The 19359-nt window shown below is 44.0% G+C and carries 24 protein-coding genes, 2 tRNA genes and 1 other RNA gene; 24 read left to right on the forward strand and 3 right to left on the reverse strand.

Going from position 1 to position 19359, the window contains the following annotated elements; all coding sequences use genetic code 11:
* Positions 1–40 precede the first annotated feature (40 nt).
* From gyrA to J4227_03160, 10 genes are all read left to right on the forward strand, one after another.
* Positions 41–3706, forward strand: coding sequence for a DNA gyrase subunit A (gyrA, locus tag J4227_03115; protein ID MBS3109494.1), 3666 nt, complete (start codon positions 41–43; stop codon positions 3704–3706).
* A gap of 56 nt (positions 3707–3762) precedes the next feature.
* Positions 3763–4902, forward strand: a complete 1140-nt coding sequence (locus J4227_03120) for a hypothetical protein (GenBank protein MBS3109495.1) — start codon at positions 3763–3765, stop codon at positions 4900–4902.
* A gap of 65 nt (positions 4903–4967) precedes the next feature.
* Positions 4968–5453: a nucleotidyltransferase domain-containing protein gene (locus J4227_03125; GenBank protein ID MBS3109496.1), complete on the forward strand. Its 486-nt coding sequence runs from the start codon at positions 4968–4970 to the stop codon at positions 5451–5453.
* Positions 5450–5878, forward strand: coding sequence for a hypothetical protein (locus J4227_03130; protein MBS3109497.1), 429 nt, complete (start codon positions 5450–5452; stop codon positions 5876–5878). The genes J4227_03125 and J4227_03130 overlap by 4 nt, the downstream gene beginning before the upstream one ends.
* Positions 5879–6257: 379 nt before the next feature.
* Positions 6258–6601, forward strand: an RNA gene (gene rnpB, locus J4227_03135) — RNase P RNA component.
* Positions 6602–6950: 349 nt separating this feature from the next.
* On the forward strand, positions 6951–7127 hold the full coding sequence (locus J4227_03140) for a preprotein translocase subunit Sec61beta (GenBank protein MBS3109498.1): 177 nt from the start codon (positions 6951–6953) through the stop codon (positions 7125–7127).
* Between the two features lie 8 nt (positions 7128–7135).
* A complete protein-coding gene (locus tag J4227_03145) occupies positions 7136–7474 on the forward strand; it encodes a nascent polypeptide-associated complex protein (protein MBS3109499.1) in 339 nt (112 codons plus the stop codon).
* A 253-nt stretch (positions 7475–7727) separates the two neighbouring features.
* Positions 7728–8213 (forward strand): hypothetical protein, encoded by a 486-nt coding sequence (locus tag J4227_03150; GenBank protein ID MBS3109500.1) that lies wholly within the window; start codon positions 7728–7730, stop codon positions 8211–8213.
* A complete protein-coding gene (locus J4227_03155) occupies positions 8194–8646 on the forward strand; it encodes a hypothetical protein (GenBank protein ID MBS3109501.1) in 453 nt (150 codons plus the stop codon). Before J4227_03150 ends, J4227_03155 begins: the two co-directional genes overlap by 20 nt.
* Positions 8647–8742: 96 nt before the next feature.
* Entirely contained in the window at positions 8743–9336 is a 594-nt protein-coding gene (locus tag J4227_03160; protein MBS3109502.1) for a hypothetical protein, read from the forward strand.
* Between the two features lie 3 nt (positions 9337–9339).
* Here J4227_03160 and J4227_03165 read toward each other — a convergent pair whose 3' ends face one another.
* Together J4227_03165 and msrB are read right to left on the reverse strand one after the other, a co-directional pair.
* Entirely contained in the window at positions 9340–10686 is a 1347-nt protein-coding gene (locus tag J4227_03165; GenBank protein MBS3109503.1) for a phenylacetate--CoA ligase family protein, read from the reverse strand.
* Positions 10687–10750: 64 nt separating this feature from the next.
* A complete protein-coding gene (gene msrB, locus J4227_03170; protein MBS3109504.1) occupies positions 10751–11161 on the reverse strand; it encodes a peptide-methionine (R)-S-oxide reductase MsrB in 411 nt (136 codons plus the stop codon).
* A 130-nt stretch (positions 11162–11291) separates the two neighbouring features.
* On the opposite strand from msrB, the gene J4227_03175 reads away from it, so the two are divergent.
* Positions 11292–11972 (forward strand): helix-turn-helix domain-containing protein, encoded by a 681-nt coding sequence (locus tag J4227_03175; protein MBS3109505.1) that lies wholly within the window; start codon positions 11292–11294, stop codon positions 11970–11972.
* Positions 11973–12094: 122 nt separating this feature from the next.
* Entirely contained in the window at positions 12095–12694 is a 600-nt protein-coding gene (locus J4227_03180) for a hypothetical protein (GenBank protein ID MBS3109506.1), read from the forward strand.
* A 46-nt stretch (positions 12695–12740) separates the two neighbouring features.
* Here J4227_03180 and J4227_03185 read toward each other — a convergent pair.
* A tRNA-His gene (locus J4227_03185) sits at positions 12741–12811 on the reverse strand.
* 202 nt (positions 12812–13013) lie between these two features.
* Here J4227_03185 and J4227_03190 point away from each other — a divergent pair.
* The 12 genes from J4227_03190 to J4227_03245 all read left to right on the forward strand — a co-directional run bounded on the left by J4227_03190 (position 13014) and on the right by J4227_03245 (position 19243).
* A complete protein-coding gene (locus J4227_03190; GenBank protein ID MBS3109507.1) occupies positions 13014–13550 on the forward strand; it encodes a 30S ribosomal protein S13 in 537 nt (178 codons plus the stop codon).
* A 10-nt stretch (positions 13551–13560) separates the two neighbouring features.
* Positions 13561–14298: a 30S ribosomal protein S4 gene (locus J4227_03195; GenBank protein ID MBS3109508.1), complete on the forward strand. Its 738-nt coding sequence runs from the start codon at positions 13561–13563 to the stop codon at positions 14296–14298.
* Positions 14295–14720 carry a 30S ribosomal protein S11 gene (locus J4227_03200; GenBank protein MBS3109509.1) on the forward strand — a complete coding sequence of 142 codons (426 nt, stop codon included), beginning with the start codon at positions 14295–14297 and terminating at the stop codon, positions 14718–14720. Before J4227_03195 ends, J4227_03200 begins: the two co-directional genes overlap by 4 nt.
* Positions 14721–15506 carry a DNA-directed RNA polymerase subunit D gene (locus J4227_03205; GenBank protein MBS3109510.1) on the forward strand — a complete coding sequence of 262 codons (786 nt, stop codon included), beginning with the start codon at positions 14721–14723 and terminating at the stop codon, positions 15504–15506.
* Positions 15507–15612: 106 nt separating this feature from the next.
* Positions 15613–15696: transfer RNA gene (locus J4227_03210), tRNA-Leu, on the forward strand.
* A 136-nt stretch (positions 15697–15832) separates the two neighbouring features.
* Positions 15833–16414, forward strand: coding sequence for a hypothetical protein (locus J4227_03215; GenBank protein ID MBS3109511.1), 582 nt, complete (start codon positions 15833–15835; stop codon positions 16412–16414).
* 9 nt (positions 16415–16423) lie between these two features.
* Complete coding sequence (locus J4227_03220; GenBank protein MBS3109512.1) at positions 16424–16774, forward strand: 50S ribosomal protein L18e; 351 nt, start codon at positions 16424–16426, stop codon at positions 16772–16774.
* Positions 16775–16792: 18 nt separating this feature from the next.
* Positions 16793–17209, forward strand: coding sequence for a 50S ribosomal protein L13 (gene rplM, locus J4227_03225; protein MBS3109513.1), 417 nt, complete (start codon positions 16793–16795; stop codon positions 17207–17209).
* Positions 17206–17604 (forward strand): 30S ribosomal protein S9, encoded by a 399-nt coding sequence (locus J4227_03230; protein ID MBS3109514.1) that lies wholly within the window; start codon positions 17206–17208, stop codon positions 17602–17604. The genes rplM and J4227_03230 overlap by 4 nt, the downstream gene beginning before the upstream one ends.
* An 18-nt stretch (positions 17605–17622) precedes the next feature.
* Positions 17623–17820 (forward strand): DNA-directed RNA polymerase subunit N, encoded by a 198-nt coding sequence (locus tag J4227_03235; GenBank protein ID MBS3109515.1) that lies wholly within the window; start codon positions 17623–17625, stop codon positions 17818–17820.
* Positions 17821–17884: 64 nt separating this feature from the next.
* The gene (locus tag J4227_03240) at positions 17885–18523 is read left to right on the forward strand and encodes a hypothetical protein (GenBank protein MBS3109516.1); all 639 of its coding nucleotides are present in this window, start codon (positions 17885–17887) and stop codon (positions 18521–18523) included.
* Positions 18524–18535: 12 nt separating this feature from the next.
* Positions 18536–19243, forward strand: a complete 708-nt coding sequence (locus J4227_03245; GenBank protein ID MBS3109517.1) for a hypothetical protein — start codon at positions 18536–18538, stop codon at positions 19241–19243.
* Positions 19244–19359: the final 116 nt, after the last annotated feature.

A 19359-nucleotide genomic window follows, 5' to 3' on the forward strand; every position in this document is an offset into this window, starting at 1 on the left:
ACAACCCTTTTAAAGCGAAATTTCTTTCATTTTACCGACGATGGAAAGTTCTCCGGAAAGCCCGCATAGGGACCAAAAAATTGTGCCAAAAATAATAGAAGAGGAGATGAAGCGCTCCTACATAGATTATGCAATGTCAGTCATTGTTGGCAGGGCACTGCCTGATGCAAGGGACGGACTAAAGCCTGTGCACAGAAGGATTCTTTTTGCAATGAATGAGCTCGGCATGCTGCATAACAGGCCGTTCAAGAAGTCAGCAAGGATAGTTGGCGAAGTCCTTGGCAAATACCATCCCCACGGCGACACTGCAGTTTATGATACGCTTGTAAGGATGGCGCAGGACTTTTCCATGCGCTATGCCCTGATTGACGGGCAAGGAAATTTTGGATGCTTCACAAAAGATACCCAAGTCCAGCTTGCAGATGGCAGAAAACTGTCATTTGGGGAACTTATAACGGAGGACACTTTAGGCAAATCCAATTATACATATACCCTTGATGAGTCTGGAAAAATAAAGATTGCCAAAATAATCAATCCTCGGCTTACCATCAAAGACTCCAAAATAATGAAAGTGGTGCTTGACAACGGGGAAAAAGTGAGGTGCACTCTTAATCACAGATTCATGCTTAAGACAGGAGAATATGTAGAAGCTCAAGATCTCAAGCAGGGGGATTCCTTGATGCCCTTTTATGCAAGAATTTCTGATAAAGAAGAATATTCCAAAGACTTGATAGGATACAACTTGATTATGCAACCCGCTACGCAGAAGTGGACTTTTGCCCATGTTATTGCAGATGCATACAACCTTGAAAAAGGAATTTATCAAAGATCAAGAGGGAAAGTTAGGCATCATATAGACCATAACAAGCTAAACAACAATCCTGAAAACATACAGAGGATGCACTGGGCCGAACATTTCAGGCTTCATGCAAGCCTTGCAAAGGAAAGACATGCCACAGATACGGAATATGTGAAAAAACTGGCGCTTGGAAGACAAGAATTCTGGAAAAAAGGAGAAAATAGAAAACTCTATTCAGAGAGGCTTTCTAAGAGAAACAAGAAAAACTGGCAGGATGACACTTATAGGAAAAAAATGTCAGAGACTCTTTCTAGGGTAAATAAAGAGCATTTCAGGAAAAATCCCCAATTGAAGCAGGTATTTAGCACAAGAGCCACCAAGACTCTGAAAAGACTCTGGCAGGACCCAGAATATCGGGAATTTATGCGGGAAAATATAATCAAAGGAAATAAAAACCATACAACCAACCAAACGGGAAAGAAGAAATTCCTGAGCATTTGCAAGGCAGTCCTTGAAAAAGAAGGAACATTGAACGAATATATCTATGAGGTTTACAGGTCTGTAATATATCCATATGGCCATGCACCAAACTGGGAAACCGGATTTGAAAAATATTACTCTGAAAAGGGAGTGCTGGACCTTGTCAATGAAGCATGTAAAAATCATCAAGTTGCATACACCGAAACTCTGGGCTATACAGAAGATGTTTATGATTTGACTGTTGATAAAACTCATAATTTTGCCTTGGCAGCAGGAGTGTTTGTCCATAATTCAGTTGATGGTGACAATCCTGCAGCCATGAGGTACACCGAGGCAAGGCTGTCCAGGGCCGCAGAAGAGCTGTTGCAGGACATAGACAAGGAAACTGTGGATTTCCAGCCTAATTTTGACGACAGCCTGACCGAGCCGACTGTGCTTCCATCAAAAATGCCCAATCTCCTGCTCAATGGAAGCTCAGGGATTGCAGTGGGCATGGCAACAAACGTCCCTCCCCACAACCTGAACGAAGTTGCTGATGCCACAATTGCATATATCGATAATCCAGACATCACAACAGAGCAGCTCATGAAGCATATCAGGGGCCCTGACTTTCCAACAGGCGGCATGATCTATTCATCCGGAATCCTGGAATCATATAATTATGGAAGGGGCAGGGTGATTATCAGGGCAAGAGCCCGGACTGAGGAAAATAAGGGAAAGCAAAGGCTCATCATCACTGAAATCCCATACATGGTCAACAAGGCGCAGCTTATAGAGCAGATAGCAGACCTGGTCAGGGACAAGGCAATTACAGGCATCGGAGACATAAGGGATGAATCAGACAGGGAAGGCATGAGGATTGTTGTTGAAATCAAGAAAGACTCTGACTCAGATGTTGTGCTCAACCAGCTTTACAAGCACACAAGGATGCAGACAACATTCGGGATTAACATGCTGGCTCTTGTTGACAACGAGCCAAGGACCCTCAGCCTCAAGTCAGTAATCGGCCACCATGTCCAGCACAGGGAAAATGTCATAAGGCGCAGAACGCAGTTTGAGCTGGGAAAGGCAGAGAAAAAAGCGCATATCCTGGAAGGCCTGATAATTGCGCTGAAAAACATTGATGCCATTGTCAAGCTCATCAGGGGGTCAAAATCAGTTGACACTGCAAGGCAAGGCCTTGTCGCGAGTTTCAGGCTCTCAACTGAGCAATCAAACGCAATTCTCGACATGAGGCTTTCAAAGCTCACGTCCCTTGAGCAGGACAAGATCAGAAATGAGCATGCTGAAACAATCAAGCTGATAGCAGAGCTTAAGTCAATTTTGGCAAGCCAGCTGAAAATACTGGGCATGATCAAGTCAGAGCTGCAGGAGCTAAAGGCAAAATACGGGGATGCCAGGAAAACAGAGATTGTGCTTGGCGGGGAGAGCATAGACATAGACATTGAGGATTTGATTGAAGAAGGCACAATGGCCGTAACCATAACCCATTCAGGCTACATAAAGAGGCTGCCCATAGACACCTACAAGCAGCAGAAAAGGGGAGGGAAGGGCGTCATTGGCGCAGGAAAGAAGGAAGAGGACTTTGTCGAGCACCTTTTCATTGCGCATACTCATTCATACATCCTGTTTTTCACAGACCAGGGCCAGGTGCACTGGCTAAAGGTTTACCAGCTTCCAGAAGCAAGCAGGCAAGCTACAGGAAAGGCAATTGTAAACCTGCTTGAGCTGGATTCCAAGGAAAAAATCACTGCTTTTGTGCCTGTGGCAAAGTTCGATGATGACCATTTCCTGGTTCTGGCAACAAAAAAAGGCATAATCAAGAAAACCAGCATGACCGCATATTCCAATCCCCGAAAGGGAGGGATACGCGCAATCAATCTCGATGAGGGCGACACGCTTGTAAGCGCAAAGCTGACTGATGGAAATTCAAATCTCATACTAGCTTCCAGGTTCGGCAACGCAGTGCATTTCAGCGAGAGGGATGTCAGGCCAATGGGAAGGACAAGCATGGGTGTCATTGGCATGCGGCTGAAAAAAGAGGACGAGGTTGTGGACATGGTCATCGCAAGGCCGGAAACAACCCTTTTGACAATCACAGAGAATGGATACGGCAAGAGGACGGCAATTGACGAGTATAGCATCATCAGGCGCGGCGGCCAGGGAGTGATCAATATCCAATGCAATGAGCGGAACGGAAATGTCATTGCTGTCAAGGCTGTTGCGGACAGGGACGACCTCATGCTCATAAGCAAGAATGGAATCATAATACGGACACTTGCAGGCGACATCTCGGTCATTGGCAGGAATACGCAAGGCGTGAGGCTCATGAAGCTGGAAGACAATGACAAGGTCGTTGCAGCAGCGAGCATCATCAATGAGGACAATGGAAACGGCCTGGGCACAGTGGCGCCAGCTCCGCAATAGCGCTCAGGGCAATTTCTCGACAAAGCCTTATAAATTGGCATGGCCTTATGGATTCTATGGAAGCATTTGCAGTAACAAACAATGGAACGGAAAATTGCTGCGCAGCTGAAATCAAGGAGCTTCTGGGCGCAGATTCCGAGACTGCAAACGGGATTGTTCTATTCAATGCGGCAAAGTACCAGGACATATGCAGGCTGGCTTATGCAGGGCAAAGCATCTGGAGAACTGGCGAACTTCTCGGAAAGTTCAAGTTCAGGGAAAATTTTTTTGATTCCCTGGCCGGGCATATAGCGAAGTCCGGAATAAGGGACTGGATAAAGCCAGAAACCAGCTTCAGGGCGGAGTGCATCAGGCGCGGCAACCATGATTTTAGCAGCGTTGATGTGGAAAAGGCAGCTGGTGAGGCGGCACTTGAGTCGCCTGGCGAAAAATTAAAGGTTGACCTGAAAAACCCGGATGTCAGGCTTCTCATTTACATATCCGGCAATGAATGTTATTTTGGAATAGACTTTGCGGGGATTGACCTTTCAAGCCGGGACTACAAAATTTTTGCGCACAGGGACAGCCTGAACGGCACAGTTGCCTATGCAATGGTGAGGCTTGCCGGCTGGGACAAGAAAGGGGGGTTGCTTGACCCATTCTGCGGCGGAGGGACAATCCCCATAGAAGCCGCATTTTACAGGACAGGCGTTGCAATTAACCATTTTCGCAAGGACAAGCTGGCGTTTGCCAGGATGGAGCTGGGCTTTGACCAGAAAAAATTCTTCGAGGAGATTGACGGAAAATCCAAGTTTCCGGCCAAGGTCAATGTGTTTGGGTCGGATGCCCTCCTTGCCGCTGTCAATGCGTCCAACAAGAATGCGAAGATAGCAGGAATCCACAAGGGGCTGGTCCTGAACAGGATTGACATAGAATGGCTTGACACAAAATTCAAGGAAAGCTCAATTGACTTCATTGTGACTGACCTGCCTGAAAAAACCAGGATGTCAAATGCCAAATACCTGGACAAGATTTACTCTGAATTCTGGTTCCAGCTGGATTTTGTGATGAAGAAAGACGGTGCTGTGGTTGTTGTGGCATGCAACACGTTTGACGACATGAAAAAGGACGCAGGGAAATTCAAGTTTGTGCTGGATAAGCAATTTGACATATGGCAAGGCAAGGAAAGGTTGTTGGTGGGCAGGTTTGTGAGATAAAAAACTGAAAACTTAACCATGTATAACAGAAAGATTTATAAACAACTGTTAATATTATTTAACATATGTTAAAAATATTTAATGATTTGAAGCCTTTTTTTGAGGATGTGTACAAAGAGGTCTCTGTAAGGCAATATGCCAAGGCAATAAAAATAAGCCCGCCAACAGCTTCTAAGATGCTTAAAGATTATGAAAAAGAAAATTTGCTTATATTGGATGAAAAAGGAATTTATATATACTTTAGGGCAAACAGAGAAAATTACATATTTAGAAATTTAGCAAAATTATATTGGTACTCTGTTATTTATCCTCTGACCAAAAGCCTTCATGAAAAAATATTATATAGGTGCATAATCCTTTTTGGCTCTCTGGCGAAGGCGGAAAATACATCGGGGTCGGATGTTGATTTGTATCTGGATATCGATGAAAGGGAAGTTGATGTTTCAGAAATGAAGGGGGTTTTGAAGAGGGAAATCCAGCTCCATTTCAAAAAGTCCATGAAAAACAATTATCTCAAGGAAAATATCGAAGAGGGCATAATAATAAGATGAAGCACAATATTGATTGGCAGGGCTGTAAGGCTAAATTGCTGGCCAAACCAATTAAGCCCGATCTTGGAAAGATCAAATCCATTTTGGAGTCTGCCAAGGACAGGGAAACAACTGCAAAAATGCTCCCTATAAATGAAACTTCAAAAGAAACAGTTGTTTCCCTTATGTATGATGTCCTGAGGGAATTGCTTGAGGCATTGGCAATAAAGCATGGCTACAAAATATACAATCATGAGTGCTACACATCATTTCTTATGGCCATAATCAAGGATGAAGTTTTTGCTAGGGAATTCGACTCCCTTAGAATGCTGAGAAACAGCATAAACTATTATGGCAAGAGAATAAGCATTGATGATGCAAAGTCGTCGATTTCTTCAACTGAGGATTTATTAAAAAAAACAAAGGCTTTGTTGAAATCAAAATGAGGAAAAACCATGTTTGGCAAGGCAAAGAGAAGCTGATTGTCAGCAGGTTTGTGAGATAGCAAACTTTTTAATGATAAAAATTATATTCATCAACATGGCAAAAAATGCTTTTCATGAAGGGGCGTTCTTCTCCGCAATAAGGGAGGATTTTCCACTTTGGGCAGGTTTGATAAGGTTATAAATGCAGACGTGCTTGATGCTTGGGTTTATCCCTCTCCAAAAATACTTGATAAAGTTAATAATTATCTCCTTCATTTGATTAGAACATCACCGCCCATCTATAGCGAAGGGCTGAAGAAAATCAGGCGTTTGCTGAGTATCTGAAATTCTCATTTATTTTCCCTACACCTTTTTAAAGGGCTATTCCTTCTATTTTCACGTAGGGCAGCGCTTGGCTGACGGTGTTGCAGCAATGCAATGCTGAGGAAAGTCCGCCCACACTCGAAAAGGCCACTTTCACAAGAAAGGTCCTTAAACGGACGGCAACCACTCAGAAACGATACATCCGTGGGATAAGATGATGCCGCGAAGGCTTCCGCGAGGGAGCTGAGCTAACCGGCAGATGTTTTTCACGGGAATGGTTAAACGGTGAGCCCTGGCTTGTGCAAGTCCTTAGGACGCTTAGTTGAATGCCAAGACTTGCCATCGAAGCAGCAAGGCAGCAGAAATGATGTCAACACCTGCTTTTTGGGCAAGACAAAAGGCGGCTTACAGCTGCCCTACAAATCTTTTAATAAAGGTTTGACATGTCAGAAATCGACTTCGCACGCTCCGAGCTTTAGCTCGGTGAAAGAATATCGATTTCTGAGCATGATGGAAATCTTCGATTTCCAGCATCCTCATGATGATCAAGAACTGCTCACTTTTTAGGCAGTATCCAACCCCGCTGCCTGCTTTAGCAGGCAGTTCTTGACAGAAAACAAGGGAGATTTCGCTTTGCTCAGTCTTGCGACGCAATGCGCTTCTAATCACCCTATTGCTATTCTTTATTCAATTATAAACAGCTTTGATAATCATCTCTGCCTGCATATTATCACAAACATTTTTAAACCAATATGCATTCTGGATTTGCATGTCAAAAGACAACAAGATTCAGATGCCATCCGGCATGGGCGGGCTGGTGCGGTATTTTGACGAATACAAAAGCAAGCTTGAAATCAGCCCAGGCACGGTTATTATCCTTACCATCCTTGTCGCAATCTTGATGATCCTTCTAAATGCATACGGCAATGCTATTTTTGGATTATAGGTGGTAACTTGTTTCCGAATATCAACAAACGGCAGATGGAACAAGCCATGAAGCGCATGGGCGTTTCGCAGCACGACCTTGAGGCAGAGGAAGTCATTATCCGGCTAAAAGACAAGGAAATTGTGATCTCCCCCGCCAGTGTCGCTAAGATAAACATGATGGGTCAGGCGTCATACCAGGTTTCAGGGCCTGAAACAACAAGGGCACTTTCATCCGAGCTGGAAATAAACGAGGATGACATACAGACCGTGATGGAGCAGGCTGAAGTGGACAAAGAAACGGCATCCGCTGCAATTAAGAAGCATAATGGAGACCTGGCCCAGACAATCATGGAGCTAAAAAAGTAGCCCAATACAACCAGTTTTTTTCCAATTCTAAAATCAAATTTTCGGCTTAGTAGAAAAGTTTACGTTTTGCCATCAATTTTGCGAGCATCTGGAAATAAGGCAGACAGCAGTTTTCGAAGTTCCAGGGAGAAAACTGCTCTCATGAATAAGTATCTCATGCGAGCCGATGGCAAAACCTGAGCCTTCAGGCGAAGTTTTCTACTAAGCTAAATTTCCCCAATCTTTTTATACTTAAAACCCTATAATTGCCCCTATGGGGGCATACGGGGAACACGCTGAAAATGCGAAGAAATTCATAGACAGGGCAGACCATCTATTGACCGAAACATACCCGGTGGTAAAGGACCCGCGAATGCTTCTTGCAGTTCTTCAGAATGTGTACAATGCCTACAAAAGCATGATGCTTTTCTACCTGTACCGGGACTTTGAGCAGGGCAAAATACCAAGCTTTGACACAGATGAGGACAACATGATCAGGATTTTCAAGGCAAGGTGCGAAAGGCGGTACAGGATAAGCGAGGAATATGTGAGGATTTTGGAGGAAACAAGGAATGCACTCAAGCAGCACAAGTCAAGCCCAATGGAATTTTCAAGGCAGGACATTTTTGTGATTGCAGACAATGACTATAACATGCAAAAAATTTCAACCCAAATTCTCAGGGATTACATTGGCAAGGCAAAGCTATTTATAGAAGAAAACCGTACTTCAAATGTTAAGCATGAACGAGTTTTTGGATGACTCCAAAGAGGAGCTTAAGAGGGTTGACCATCTTATCTACGTCAGCCTGAAATACACCCGGACAGTAGATGTTTTTAAGAGCATTCTTGAGCGCCTAATCGCATGCTTTGACACATCTATTGCAGGCCTTCTGCATATTGCACAGGACAAAAAGAAAATCCCTTCCATGCCTGTTTCACCGACACTGCGGGTTGAAATCGTCAAAAAGCTTTACAGCAACGATGAGCAGATATTGCAGTACATGGATTTTTACATATTCCTTAGGCGGCTAAACAATGCGGAATATACAAAGAAGAATGAATACCGAAGGCATGTCACAATGACCGCTGTTTTTCCATCCGGCGAAATTGTGGATGTCACCATGGATACAATCCACGGATATTATGACAAGGCGTCTCAATTCCTCCTCTACCTCAAGGAAAACATTCTTTGAGCCTTAAGCCATTTCTGTAGTTTTATTACTGTTTCATTCAAGCTTCTTCGGCCCGGAGCCACAAAATTAAAAAAGGCGAGATGCTCATGATGATGCATGAAAGGAAAAAAGGGGTTAAAAAGCAGAGGAAAGGCTGGCGGAAGCACGAGGCTGGCCGGCCGGCGCACGCCAAAGGCCAAAGCAATGTCGGGCCCCAGCGTCCCTGCGAATGAAATTTCTGAACGTGCACTGTCGAAAATCAATGTCCTCAGGGCATCCCGCAAAGTTGACTTCGCCAGGACTCCTAATAATATTGTCTATTGGTCAACCCTGCTATTGTTGCTGATTTGCAACCTTGTTGTGTCAGTGGTCCTCATACCATTCATTATAGTGCTTTCAGGGTTCAAGTTCTATTTACTCATAATCTTTTTTGCGCTGATTTTTGGCTTTCTTTTTAATTTGCTAATAATGGACATTGAGCACATAGAACCGGGGCATCATATATTTGCCATTATTTTCATACCGCTGCTGGCAGTCATGAACATATTCATCATGGTCAGCGTCTCGAACAAGATTGCGCAAATACTGTCCATGCTGAAATACCAGGACCCATTCATGCCGTCTTTTGTCTATTCCTTTGTTTTTTTGCTGCCTTACACAATTTCCTTGGCGAAGAAAGAGTCAAAGAAAGACCATTCACTTCATGTGTGACCTTTACACCTTTTTGGAATTCTTCAGGGGAATGAATCTCCTAAGCTTTGCCCTTTTTGTTCTTTTTATAGATTTTACATAACTTATCCTTATATCCTTAAGCGTGCTGCATTTATTCAGGAAATTCCAGATCTTTTTTGTGTGCTCAGGGGTCCAGTCCCTGGATTTGACTATCTTGACATCAAGCCTTGTCAGGGATTTCTGGGCAATCTGGTACTCAAGCACCCCTCCCAGCCTGGGCAGGATGTAAATAAATGTTGAAGAGAATTTGTTTCCAGACGGCAGGACAAAATAATCTGAAGCCCTGCCTTTCAGATTCTCAATCAATGGAAAGGATATCCCGCATGGGCATTTTCTCCCTGACATTGCTGCAATATCCCCTAGATTGTATCTTATCAACGGCATTGCATAATTGTTCAGGTCAGTACAAATGACCTCCCCTTCCTCGCCAGGACTGGCTTCCTTGCCATTTTTTATTATCTGGATGACCAGTGAATCTGAATTAACATGCAGTCCATCATGCATCCTGCATTCCCATGCAGCCTGCCCATATTCCTCGCATGCATATGTGTTGGTAACCTTGGCGCCGAAAACCTTTTCTATCCTTTTGCGGACATCATCATCCAGGAACTCAGCGCTTATCAAAATTGTCCTGGGTTTCTTGACATCCAAATTATTGTCCAATATATATTCAGCCAGAAGATTGACCCTGCTTGGATATCCCCTGATGCCGTCTGCATCATATTCCCTGAAAATCTTGTATTGCTCAGCAATGCTAATTTCCCATGGCACATGCTTTTGCCTGAAAAGGCCAAGCAGGCCTATTAATTCCTCAGGATAGGAATAGAAAGAAAACAACAGTGATTTGTCAAATGCCGAAAAGCCATGCAGGAACAAAATCCTCCTCCCTTCTGCCAGCCTGCGCCTCAGCCCTTTCTTGGACATATAGATTTTCAGCGGGGTTCCGGTTGAGCCTCCGGTTGTTGTGAGGGTCAGGTCTTTTTGGCCAAAGCACGTAGACAAAAATTCCCTGTTATCTGCATTCTGAAATGTCCTTTTCTCAGTAATGGGTATCTTTGCCAGATCATCCACAGACTTTATGTCTTCAGGTGTTATATCATGCCCATCAAAAAGTTTTTTGTAGTAAGGAACTGTCTCATACGAATGCCTTATTATTTTTCTCAGCCTGTCATCCTGAAACTGCTTAAGCTCTTCACTGGTCATCCGCAGGTTTTTCTTTATTTTTAAATATTCAATGTAGTCATTGAGGCTTGTTATGTTCCCCAGCCTATTAAGTATCCTTCCAATAATATTGCCCGGGTTTCGGTATTTTTTGCAGTCATTGCACATACAGTGCGTTAACAAACGCGCGCTTTTAAATTTAAGTTAATCTGAATCCTGAATGCAGCTATGGCTACTCTTTCTTCTTCAGCTCAAGTGAGGCAGAATTAATGCAATATCTAAGGCCTGTTGGCATTGGCCCATCATCAAAAACATGGCCCAAATGGCCGCCACATCTCCTGCAAAGAACCTCGGTTGCAGGAATCAGTGAGCTGTCATCCGGTTTTTCCACGATATTTCCAGCATTCTTTGGGGCATAAAAGCTCGGCCAGCCGCAATGCGCGTCAAACTTTGTCCCTGATTCAAACAACGGGGTACCGCAGCCTGCACAGATATAAGTGCCATTGTCCTTTGTATTCCAGAACTTTCCTGTGAATGCCAGTTCCGTGTCTTTCTGCCGCAAGACCCTGTATTGCTCAGGGGTAAGCTTTTCCTTCCACTCTTCCTCTGTTTTGGGCATTTTATCTTTTTTTTCTGTGCTCATTTTCATCATCCTCTCATATAATCCTGAAAAAATGCTCATATATATACTATTCCCAGATTTCACAATAGATTCCGCCATAACTCATCTTCAGATTAAATTATTTATACTAGATGCTCATTTATGCCACCTGATGTGGATAACCAAATTAAAGCTAAGGCATGATGATTGCCCCATTGTCAGCAGATGCCAAAAATTCAGCCTGATTGTTCTTTCTTATCCCAGCACATGGTATGGGGAAAATGGCAGGAAATTTGCAACAACTACCTGCTTCTTCCAGAGCCAGGACGAAGCCCGGAAGAAAAAATTCATGGACGACCTCAAGGCTGACAGGAGAATTTCCAGCATTGAAACGTCAGGGGATATTTTCACCTATGAAATCAGGCTTGCCCCTGACGGCGAGCATGTCATGCTATACCATACAAAGCAGATATTCTTTGTTAAGCCAGTGGTAAATCATTATGACGGCCACGAATACTGGGAAGTTGCATCCTGGAAGAAAGAGACTCTCCAGAAATTCATAGAAGACCTGAAAAAGCATATGAACGTGTGCATCATAATGCGAATGGAAAATTCCCCGCTCACTGATATTTATTTCCCAAATGTCATGCCAAAGCTGTCATCAAAACAAAAAAAAGCATTGGAGCTGGCATACCATAATGGATATTATTCATACCCGCGCAAAGTTTCGCTGTCCAAGCTAGCTAAACTGGCAAATATAGGCATATCAACTTTCCAGGAGCATCTTAGGCGCGCAGAGCATAAACTTTTGCCAATAATCATCGAATATCAGATGAAAAATCAAACCGAATAGTTTCGGCTTTTTCTATTAATACAGATACAAACCCGAATATTTCCGGGTAAAAGTCTTTATTTTAGGAGATTATACTACTTTTTAGTAAATAAAAAATCGATAAAAATCAACAGGTAGCAAATATGAAACTTAAAATTGATGGTAGATATCCGGCACTTGATTCAGATCAACTTTCCCTGCAAGGCGCATTGGTTTCCTTATTCAACTGCAGGCAAGGGTTGTACCGCGAGGGCTTTTCATCCATGCAACCTGGATTTGAAATTTTTATGGGGGTTACTAGGGAAAAAATTTATGGCACTTTTAAGCTGAAAAATGGCGCAGAGCTTGATAAAAGATCGATACACATCACCGAAGCCAATAATATTGATTCCATAATCCTCAACTTGATTGAAAACGAGGCAATTTTCACGCCAGGTGAATATGCAGGTGACAAAGTTATGCATACTGACATGATTAATGCAAGCCAAGAAAACCGCGATTCTCCTTATTATTTCGTGCGCCTAACAATTGTTGACACCACCAGAAAAAAGGCGCGAGGGATAAACAAATTGTTTTCTAGTCGAGGTAAATCATTTGCTGTTACATATGATTTAACAGTTAATAGCACCACCGTTGGCAATTCTGAAAAAAAGGCAGTAGATGATTATGCCAGAGTTGTGCAATCATCACTGGCAGAACCTTATGACAATATAAAAAAACAAATAGAGAGGCTTTTGCCTTAATTTCCAGTTACTTAATTCTCAGGTTTTCAATAATAGAAGGTTATAGGGCGACCAGCGAGAATCGAACTCGCGCCTAAAGCTCCACAGGCTCTCATGCTACCATTACACCATGGTCGCCATGACGAAAAAGATAAAGTATATCGGATATAAATGTTTGCACAATATACAGTGGGCATATACAATAAAAACCTTTATAAAGCCCCCATTTCTCCCAGAAAGCATTAGCCCGAGTTCGTAATCGAGCGTTTAATAGGGCTGGATGGATATTCTACTATATTCTCCAGCAGGGCATTATGCATCCAGGCAATACTGATTTAAAATGGAACAAAAACAACCAACTCCAGCACCCAAGGCTGAAGTGCCAAAAGATTTCAGGCACCTAGTCAGGATCACGAATACAGACCTTTTGGGCGAAAAGCCAATTGGCCATGCCCTGCACAAAATCAAGGGCATAGGGTTCATGTATGCCAATGCTGTCTGCACAGTTGCGCGCATAGACGCAAGGAAACAGACAGGCCTTCTGACAGACGCTGAAATTGCAAAACTGGAAGAAGTCATTTCCAATCCGCTCAAATACAGCATTCCGGTATGGATGCTGAACAGGAGAAAGGATTACGAGGACGGAACAGACAAGCACCTTCTTACAGCTGATTTTGATTATTCCAGGGACAATGACATAAAGCGCCTTAAGAAAATAAGGGCTTACAGGGGCATAAGGCACATGCTTGGCCAGCCTACCCGTGGCCAGAAGACCAAGTCCAACTTCAGGAAGAACAAGGGCAAGGTTATGGGAGTCAAGCGCGCCAAGGTTGCGCCCGGAGCAGCGCCTGACAAGGGCGATAAAGGCAAGAAATAACTGATGCTATATGGGAGATCCAAAAAGAACCAGGAAAAAGTACACCATGCCAAGTCACCCGTGGCAAAGGGCAAGGATGGAAGAGGAAACCAAGGTCAGAAATACTTATGGTGTCAAGACAAAGCGCGAAATCTGGAAGATGAATTCAATGCGCAAGAATTTTGCCGAAAGGGCCAAATTCCTTATTGCCAGCAGGACAGCGCAGTCAGAAATTGAGAGGAACCAGATTGTGCAGAAGCTGCTCAGGCTTGGCTTGATTGACCAAAACTCCAAATTCGAGGATATTCTCGGCCTCGGCATTGAGTCTATCATGGAAAGAAGGCTCCAGACACTTGTTTGGAAAAAAGGCTTGGCCAAATCCCCTCAGCAGGCCCGGCAGTTTATTGTCCATGGCCATGTTGTAGTGGCAGGCAAGAAAATTTCAAGCCCTTCCTACCTGGTTAACAAGGCAGAAGAGGCGCAAATCATCTTTATGCCAACGTCAACCCTGGTTGACCCTGAGCATCCTGAAAGAGTCCAGTCAAAAGCGCAAATTGCAGCAATGAATGCGCCTCCTGAATCAGCACCGGCAAAAAAAAGTGGGCAGGACCAGGGCCGGAGAGATTCCAGGCACGGCGGCGCCAGAGGGAGAGGCGGTAACAATCGCTACAGGAAAACAGGCCATAACACATCAAGACAATCACAGCCAAGGCACGGGAGCGGAGCCCATGAGGCGAGCAAGGGCAAGGAAGGAGAAGATAAGAAATGAGAAGGGAAAAGGAACAAAGCTATGATGCAGGGCACAACATCCGATGGGGGATTGCACACATATACTCATCTTACAACAATACAATCATACACATCACTGATATTTCAGGCTCTGAAAGCATTGCAAGGACATCCGGCGGCCAGGTTGTCAAATCCGACCGAATGGAAAGCAGCCCAACAACTGCAATGATTGCTGCAAAAAAGGCAGCTGAAATTGCAATGGAGAAGGGCATCACAGGAATCCATGTCAAGATAAAGGCTCCAGGCGGCCATAACGGGCCGTCCAATCCAGGGCCAGGTGCCCAGGCCGCGGTCAGGGCATTATCCCGGGTTGGCCTGAGAATTGGAATTATTGAGGATGTTACTCCCATGCCACATGATGGCTGCAGGAAAAAGGGAGGAAAAAGAGGAAGGCGAGTATAAATGCAAATAACAATGCTAAGCAAGGACAAGGAAAAAACCCAGCTGTCTTTTTTTGTTAAGGACACAACACCTTCAATGATGAATCTCCTGAGAAGGACCATCATGAACAGTGTACCAACAATGGCCATTGAGGAAGTTGAATTCCGGAAGAACAGCTCTGCACTTTATGATGAGGTGATTGCACACAGGCTTGGCCTGGTCGCGCTTACAACAGACCTGAAATCCTATGAGCTTCCTGAATCCAAGGACGGAGAGATTGAATATAATGCCAAGAACTCTGTAAAAATGGTCCTAAAGGCAAAAGGCCCAGGCACAGTTTATGCCTCAGACCTCAAGTCAAAAGACCCGGCTGTGAAGCCGGTGTTCCCGAAGACAATAATAGCAGTTTTGCTGAACGACCAGGAACTTGAGCTGGAAGCAACAGCAGTCTTGGGCACGGGCAGTCAACATGCAAAGTGGAGCCCGGGCCTGGTTTATTACAACCATAATGCGATTATCACAGTCAATAATAACAGCAGCAAGCTCGAGGAATGCAAGAGCAAATTGCCGCCGCAAATTTTTGGAAAGGACGGCAAAGTTGACAAGGAGCTCATTACCAGATTCAACCTGGTGGACGCAGTTGATGGCATTTGCGAAGATGTCATCAAAGTTGAATTGGAGCCCAATAATTTTGTCCTCAACATAGAAAGCTGGGGGCAACTTGCTGTCAAAGACATGGTCAAATCAGCTTTTGACATCATCACTGAACAGACAGAGGATTTGTCAAAGGCAATCAAGCAAGGCTAATCATGCACGCCTTCACTGTACGATCCACGCTTGGCATGGAGTTCAAGGGATTGAACAATGCGAAATCCCTTCAAGACTAATGTCGTCTTCAAAGGGCGAAACCTTTGCGGGGGTGCCGGAGTGGCCAAACGGGTACGGTTGAGGGCCGTATAGCTTAGTGCTTGCGCGGGTTCGAACCCCGTCCCCCGCAGTTTTTTAACAAAAAACTGGGAAAAATTTGGGAGCATAAATTTCCCAAACGCGATTTACAGAACTTGATAACGTCGCTAACGGGGATCGCATACATACAGAACAAAAAAAGGGGAAACTGGCAAATTACACGCTCAATGCAGCCTGTATTTATCATTAAACCAGACGTGAAAAGGGTTTGCGCAGTCAATGTAATCAAGGTCGCGGCCGCAGCAGCGATTATCGTAGCAGCAGTGACCTACTCAAAGTACCTATTCGACATAAGCATTTTTGTCGAAGCTTTTGAGCTATCAACGGAAAGCCTTCCGGACACAAAAACAATAGTCGCCAATTTTGTCATGGGGATTTTGCTGGCGTCTTTGCTGACTTTCGTTGTCAGCTACTTGTCTGTGAGCAAAAGACAATATATCTTTTACCCGGACAGGCTGGAAGCAGACAAGAACTTCATGATATTCAATGTGGGCAGGGTTGTTGTCCCGCTGATGAATATCGTAAGCGTAAGGTCAGATAGCCAGGGCGAGCAGAAACTGTTTGGCATGGGTCAAATTGAGTTTGAGCTTTCAGGTTTGCCAGAAAAGCAGGCAAAGCTTGACAACATAAGGAAGCCGGAATCATACCTTCCATATATCCAAAGGCTCATTGACAATGTAAAGGCGCAAAATGCCTCACAATATGCATTTCAAACCCAGCTCAGTTCAACATTGAACAGAACAATTTAAGTGATAATCATGGAAAAATCAAACATGCAACTGAATGCACTGATACACGAGCTCAAGAAAGTGTCAACGCTTGAGAACGTGGGGCTCTGGAAAGCCCTGGCAGCTGACCTAGAAAGGCCCTCAAGGCAAAGAAGGGCAGTAAATCTGTCCAGAATCAGCAGGGTTGCAAATGAAAATGAGATTGTCATTGTGCCGGGAAAAGTGCTTGCAAGCGGCGAGCTCACCCAAAAGGTAACCATTGCGGCTTTCAAATTTTCCAAGCAGGCGATGGACAAGATCACAAAGAAAGGAAAGGCCATAACCATAATGGACCTGCTCAGGGAGAATCCCCGAGGCAAAAATGCCAGGATAATCGGATGATAATTCAGGATGATAACTATGATAATTGACGCAACAGACCATGTTTTGGGAAGGGTGGCAAGCTTTGTTGCCAAGAAAACCCTTTTAGGAGAAACCGTGGAGATAGTTAATTGTGACCAGGCTGTTATAACAGGCACGAAAGTCAACATAATGCACAGGTACAAGGCCAAGACTTCAAGAGGCGACCCCTTCCATGGACCATATATAGGGAGGCAATCCCATATGATGTTCAGGAGAACAATAAGGGGCATGCTTCCAAGAAGGCAGGAAAAGGGGCTGAGCGCCTACAGGAGAATAAAATGTCATATTGGCGTGCCAGAGCACCTGAAGGACAGGAAGTTCGAGCAAGTCAAGGGCGCTGATATTTCAAAGATGTCCAACCTAAAATACATGAAACTGGGAGAAGTCTGCAAGCTCCTTGGAGGGCGAATATGAAAGTCGTTATCACATCCGGCAAAAGAAAAAGGGCAATAGCCAGGGCATCATTGAAGCCCGGAAAAGGCAGAATCAGGATTAACAAGATTCTGCTCGAGGCCATACCTTCCTCGTTTGTAAGGAACAGGCTGCTTGAGCCATTGATGCTCTCGGGCGATTTATCCTCGCAGGTAGACATAGATGTTTCAGTTGCAGGCGGCGGCTCAACAAGCCAGGCCGAGGCAGCAAGGCTCGTAATTGCAAAAAGCCTTGTCCAGTTTTCAAAGGACAAGCAGCTTGAGCAGAAATATCTTGCTTATGACAGGCATTTGCTGGTTGCGGATGTCAGAAGAAAGGAAACAAGAAAGCCAAATGACTCAAAGGCCAGAGCAAAGAGACAGAAATCATACAGGTAAAATTGAAGGTGATACACCATGATAATTCCAGTAAGATGTTTCAGTTGCGGAAAGCCAATTGGCCACCTGTGGGAAGAATACACTGAGAAAGTCAAGTCAGGAGCGGATACAAAAGCTGTCCTTGATTCCCTGGGCATGGATAGGTACTGCTGCAGATCGACCTTCCTGGGGCATGTAGACCTGATAAAGGAAGCAGCTGCGTTTAAGAAGTTTTGATTTTATTTATTATTTCTCTCTAAAAAAGGTGATTCTGGCATTATCCAATTTAAGGTGCTGAAATATGGGACAAAATGTAAATGGAATCACAGTGGAAAGGAGAACACCTGATTATTTTGTAATTCATCAATCATCATCCGGCTATCATCTAGAGCTACTCCCCTTAAGAGTCCCGCCCTTTGTTAGTGTTTGTTTCAGATCCCCGGATGGCAAAGTGGTCACAGACAGGGATTTGAATATGTATCGACACCCGGATTTAATAAATTTTAAGCCCGATCCTTCATTACAATATATTGAAATCGGGGCAGGCTTGGGCGAATTAACAACAGCTATTGCAGCATCAAATCCGGAAAAATTGCCGATAATTATCGATCCAGCTGACTACATTACAATGGGAATAATTCTCGAAGGCACATTGACAAAGGATTTGACACCGTTAATGCGGCATCGCCTAAAAAAGGTCCTTGATAGGCAAAATCTTGTCATTTCAAACAAGGTACAGCTAATAAATATGACACTTGAAGAGGCAATGGTCCGGCATCCAGAAATACGTGGCACCGGGGATGTAGTAATTGACTATCACGGCCCCGTGAATCATGAGAATACCCCTCTTAGCTATATTGAAATACTTAACCTGGAAAGGCAATTGCGAACACCCCTGGGAAAGCACATCTTCTGGGGCACTGCAATTGAAGGTGCTTAATATACTGTTAAAATGATGAACCTCCTAACACTTTCCGAACAAGAAGAATTTGAGAGCAATGTACATCAGATACAGAAGAGAGCCTCTCAAATATGGGCGTTACGGGAAAATGGTCCCTTGGGTCCGCATTTTACAAATCATTTGGAATTGGCCAATTATGGCTCTGGCAAGGCAGTAGTAAAAACAAGCAAAAAGCTCTCTGAAATTTTATTCAAATTGGAAACCATAAACTTAATCTTCCATGGTTTGCCTGCTGAATTTATGGACAATGAATCAAGACTGAAATATGAAAAGCATATTTTGGAATATCTCAATGAACAAGGATTGAATGTGCCTGAATTAGTGTATTCCGACGCAAAAGGGGCTGTCACCACGCTCTATTTGGCACATACACCTATTGTTGAAAATCTTAGGGGGCAGGACCAGGAACAAACAATAGCAAGACTTACAGAAGGCTTAATGGGCATCCATGATTTTGGCATGCACGGCGGGGCATCTGTTTATAATGCATTCATCCACAATGGCAAGAGATACTGGAGCGATTTTGAAAGATTCCAAAAGACAGGTGCAGTTTCGCTTCTTCTGCATGATTTGCACCACTTTATACAATCTGTTTCGAAGCATTCTCATATACCATTAAGGAAGGCCGAGGAAATTGTGCTAGATGCATACAAGAAACTACCGGTGCGGCGTGCTTATATGCCAATCGGCTTTGGATAGTACAATCCCTTTTTCTCTGTGCTATCCCATTATTAGTTTACACATAAACATCACTCGGTGATGTTTATGTACAAATTGACATTTGAAAAAAGAGTTTGGATAGTAAAGCAATGGCA

The sequence above is a fragment of the Candidatus Woesearchaeota archaeon genome (genome assembly GCA_018303405.1).
GTDB lineage: Archaea > Nanobdellota > Nanobdellia > Woesearchaeales > JABMPP01 > JAGVYD01.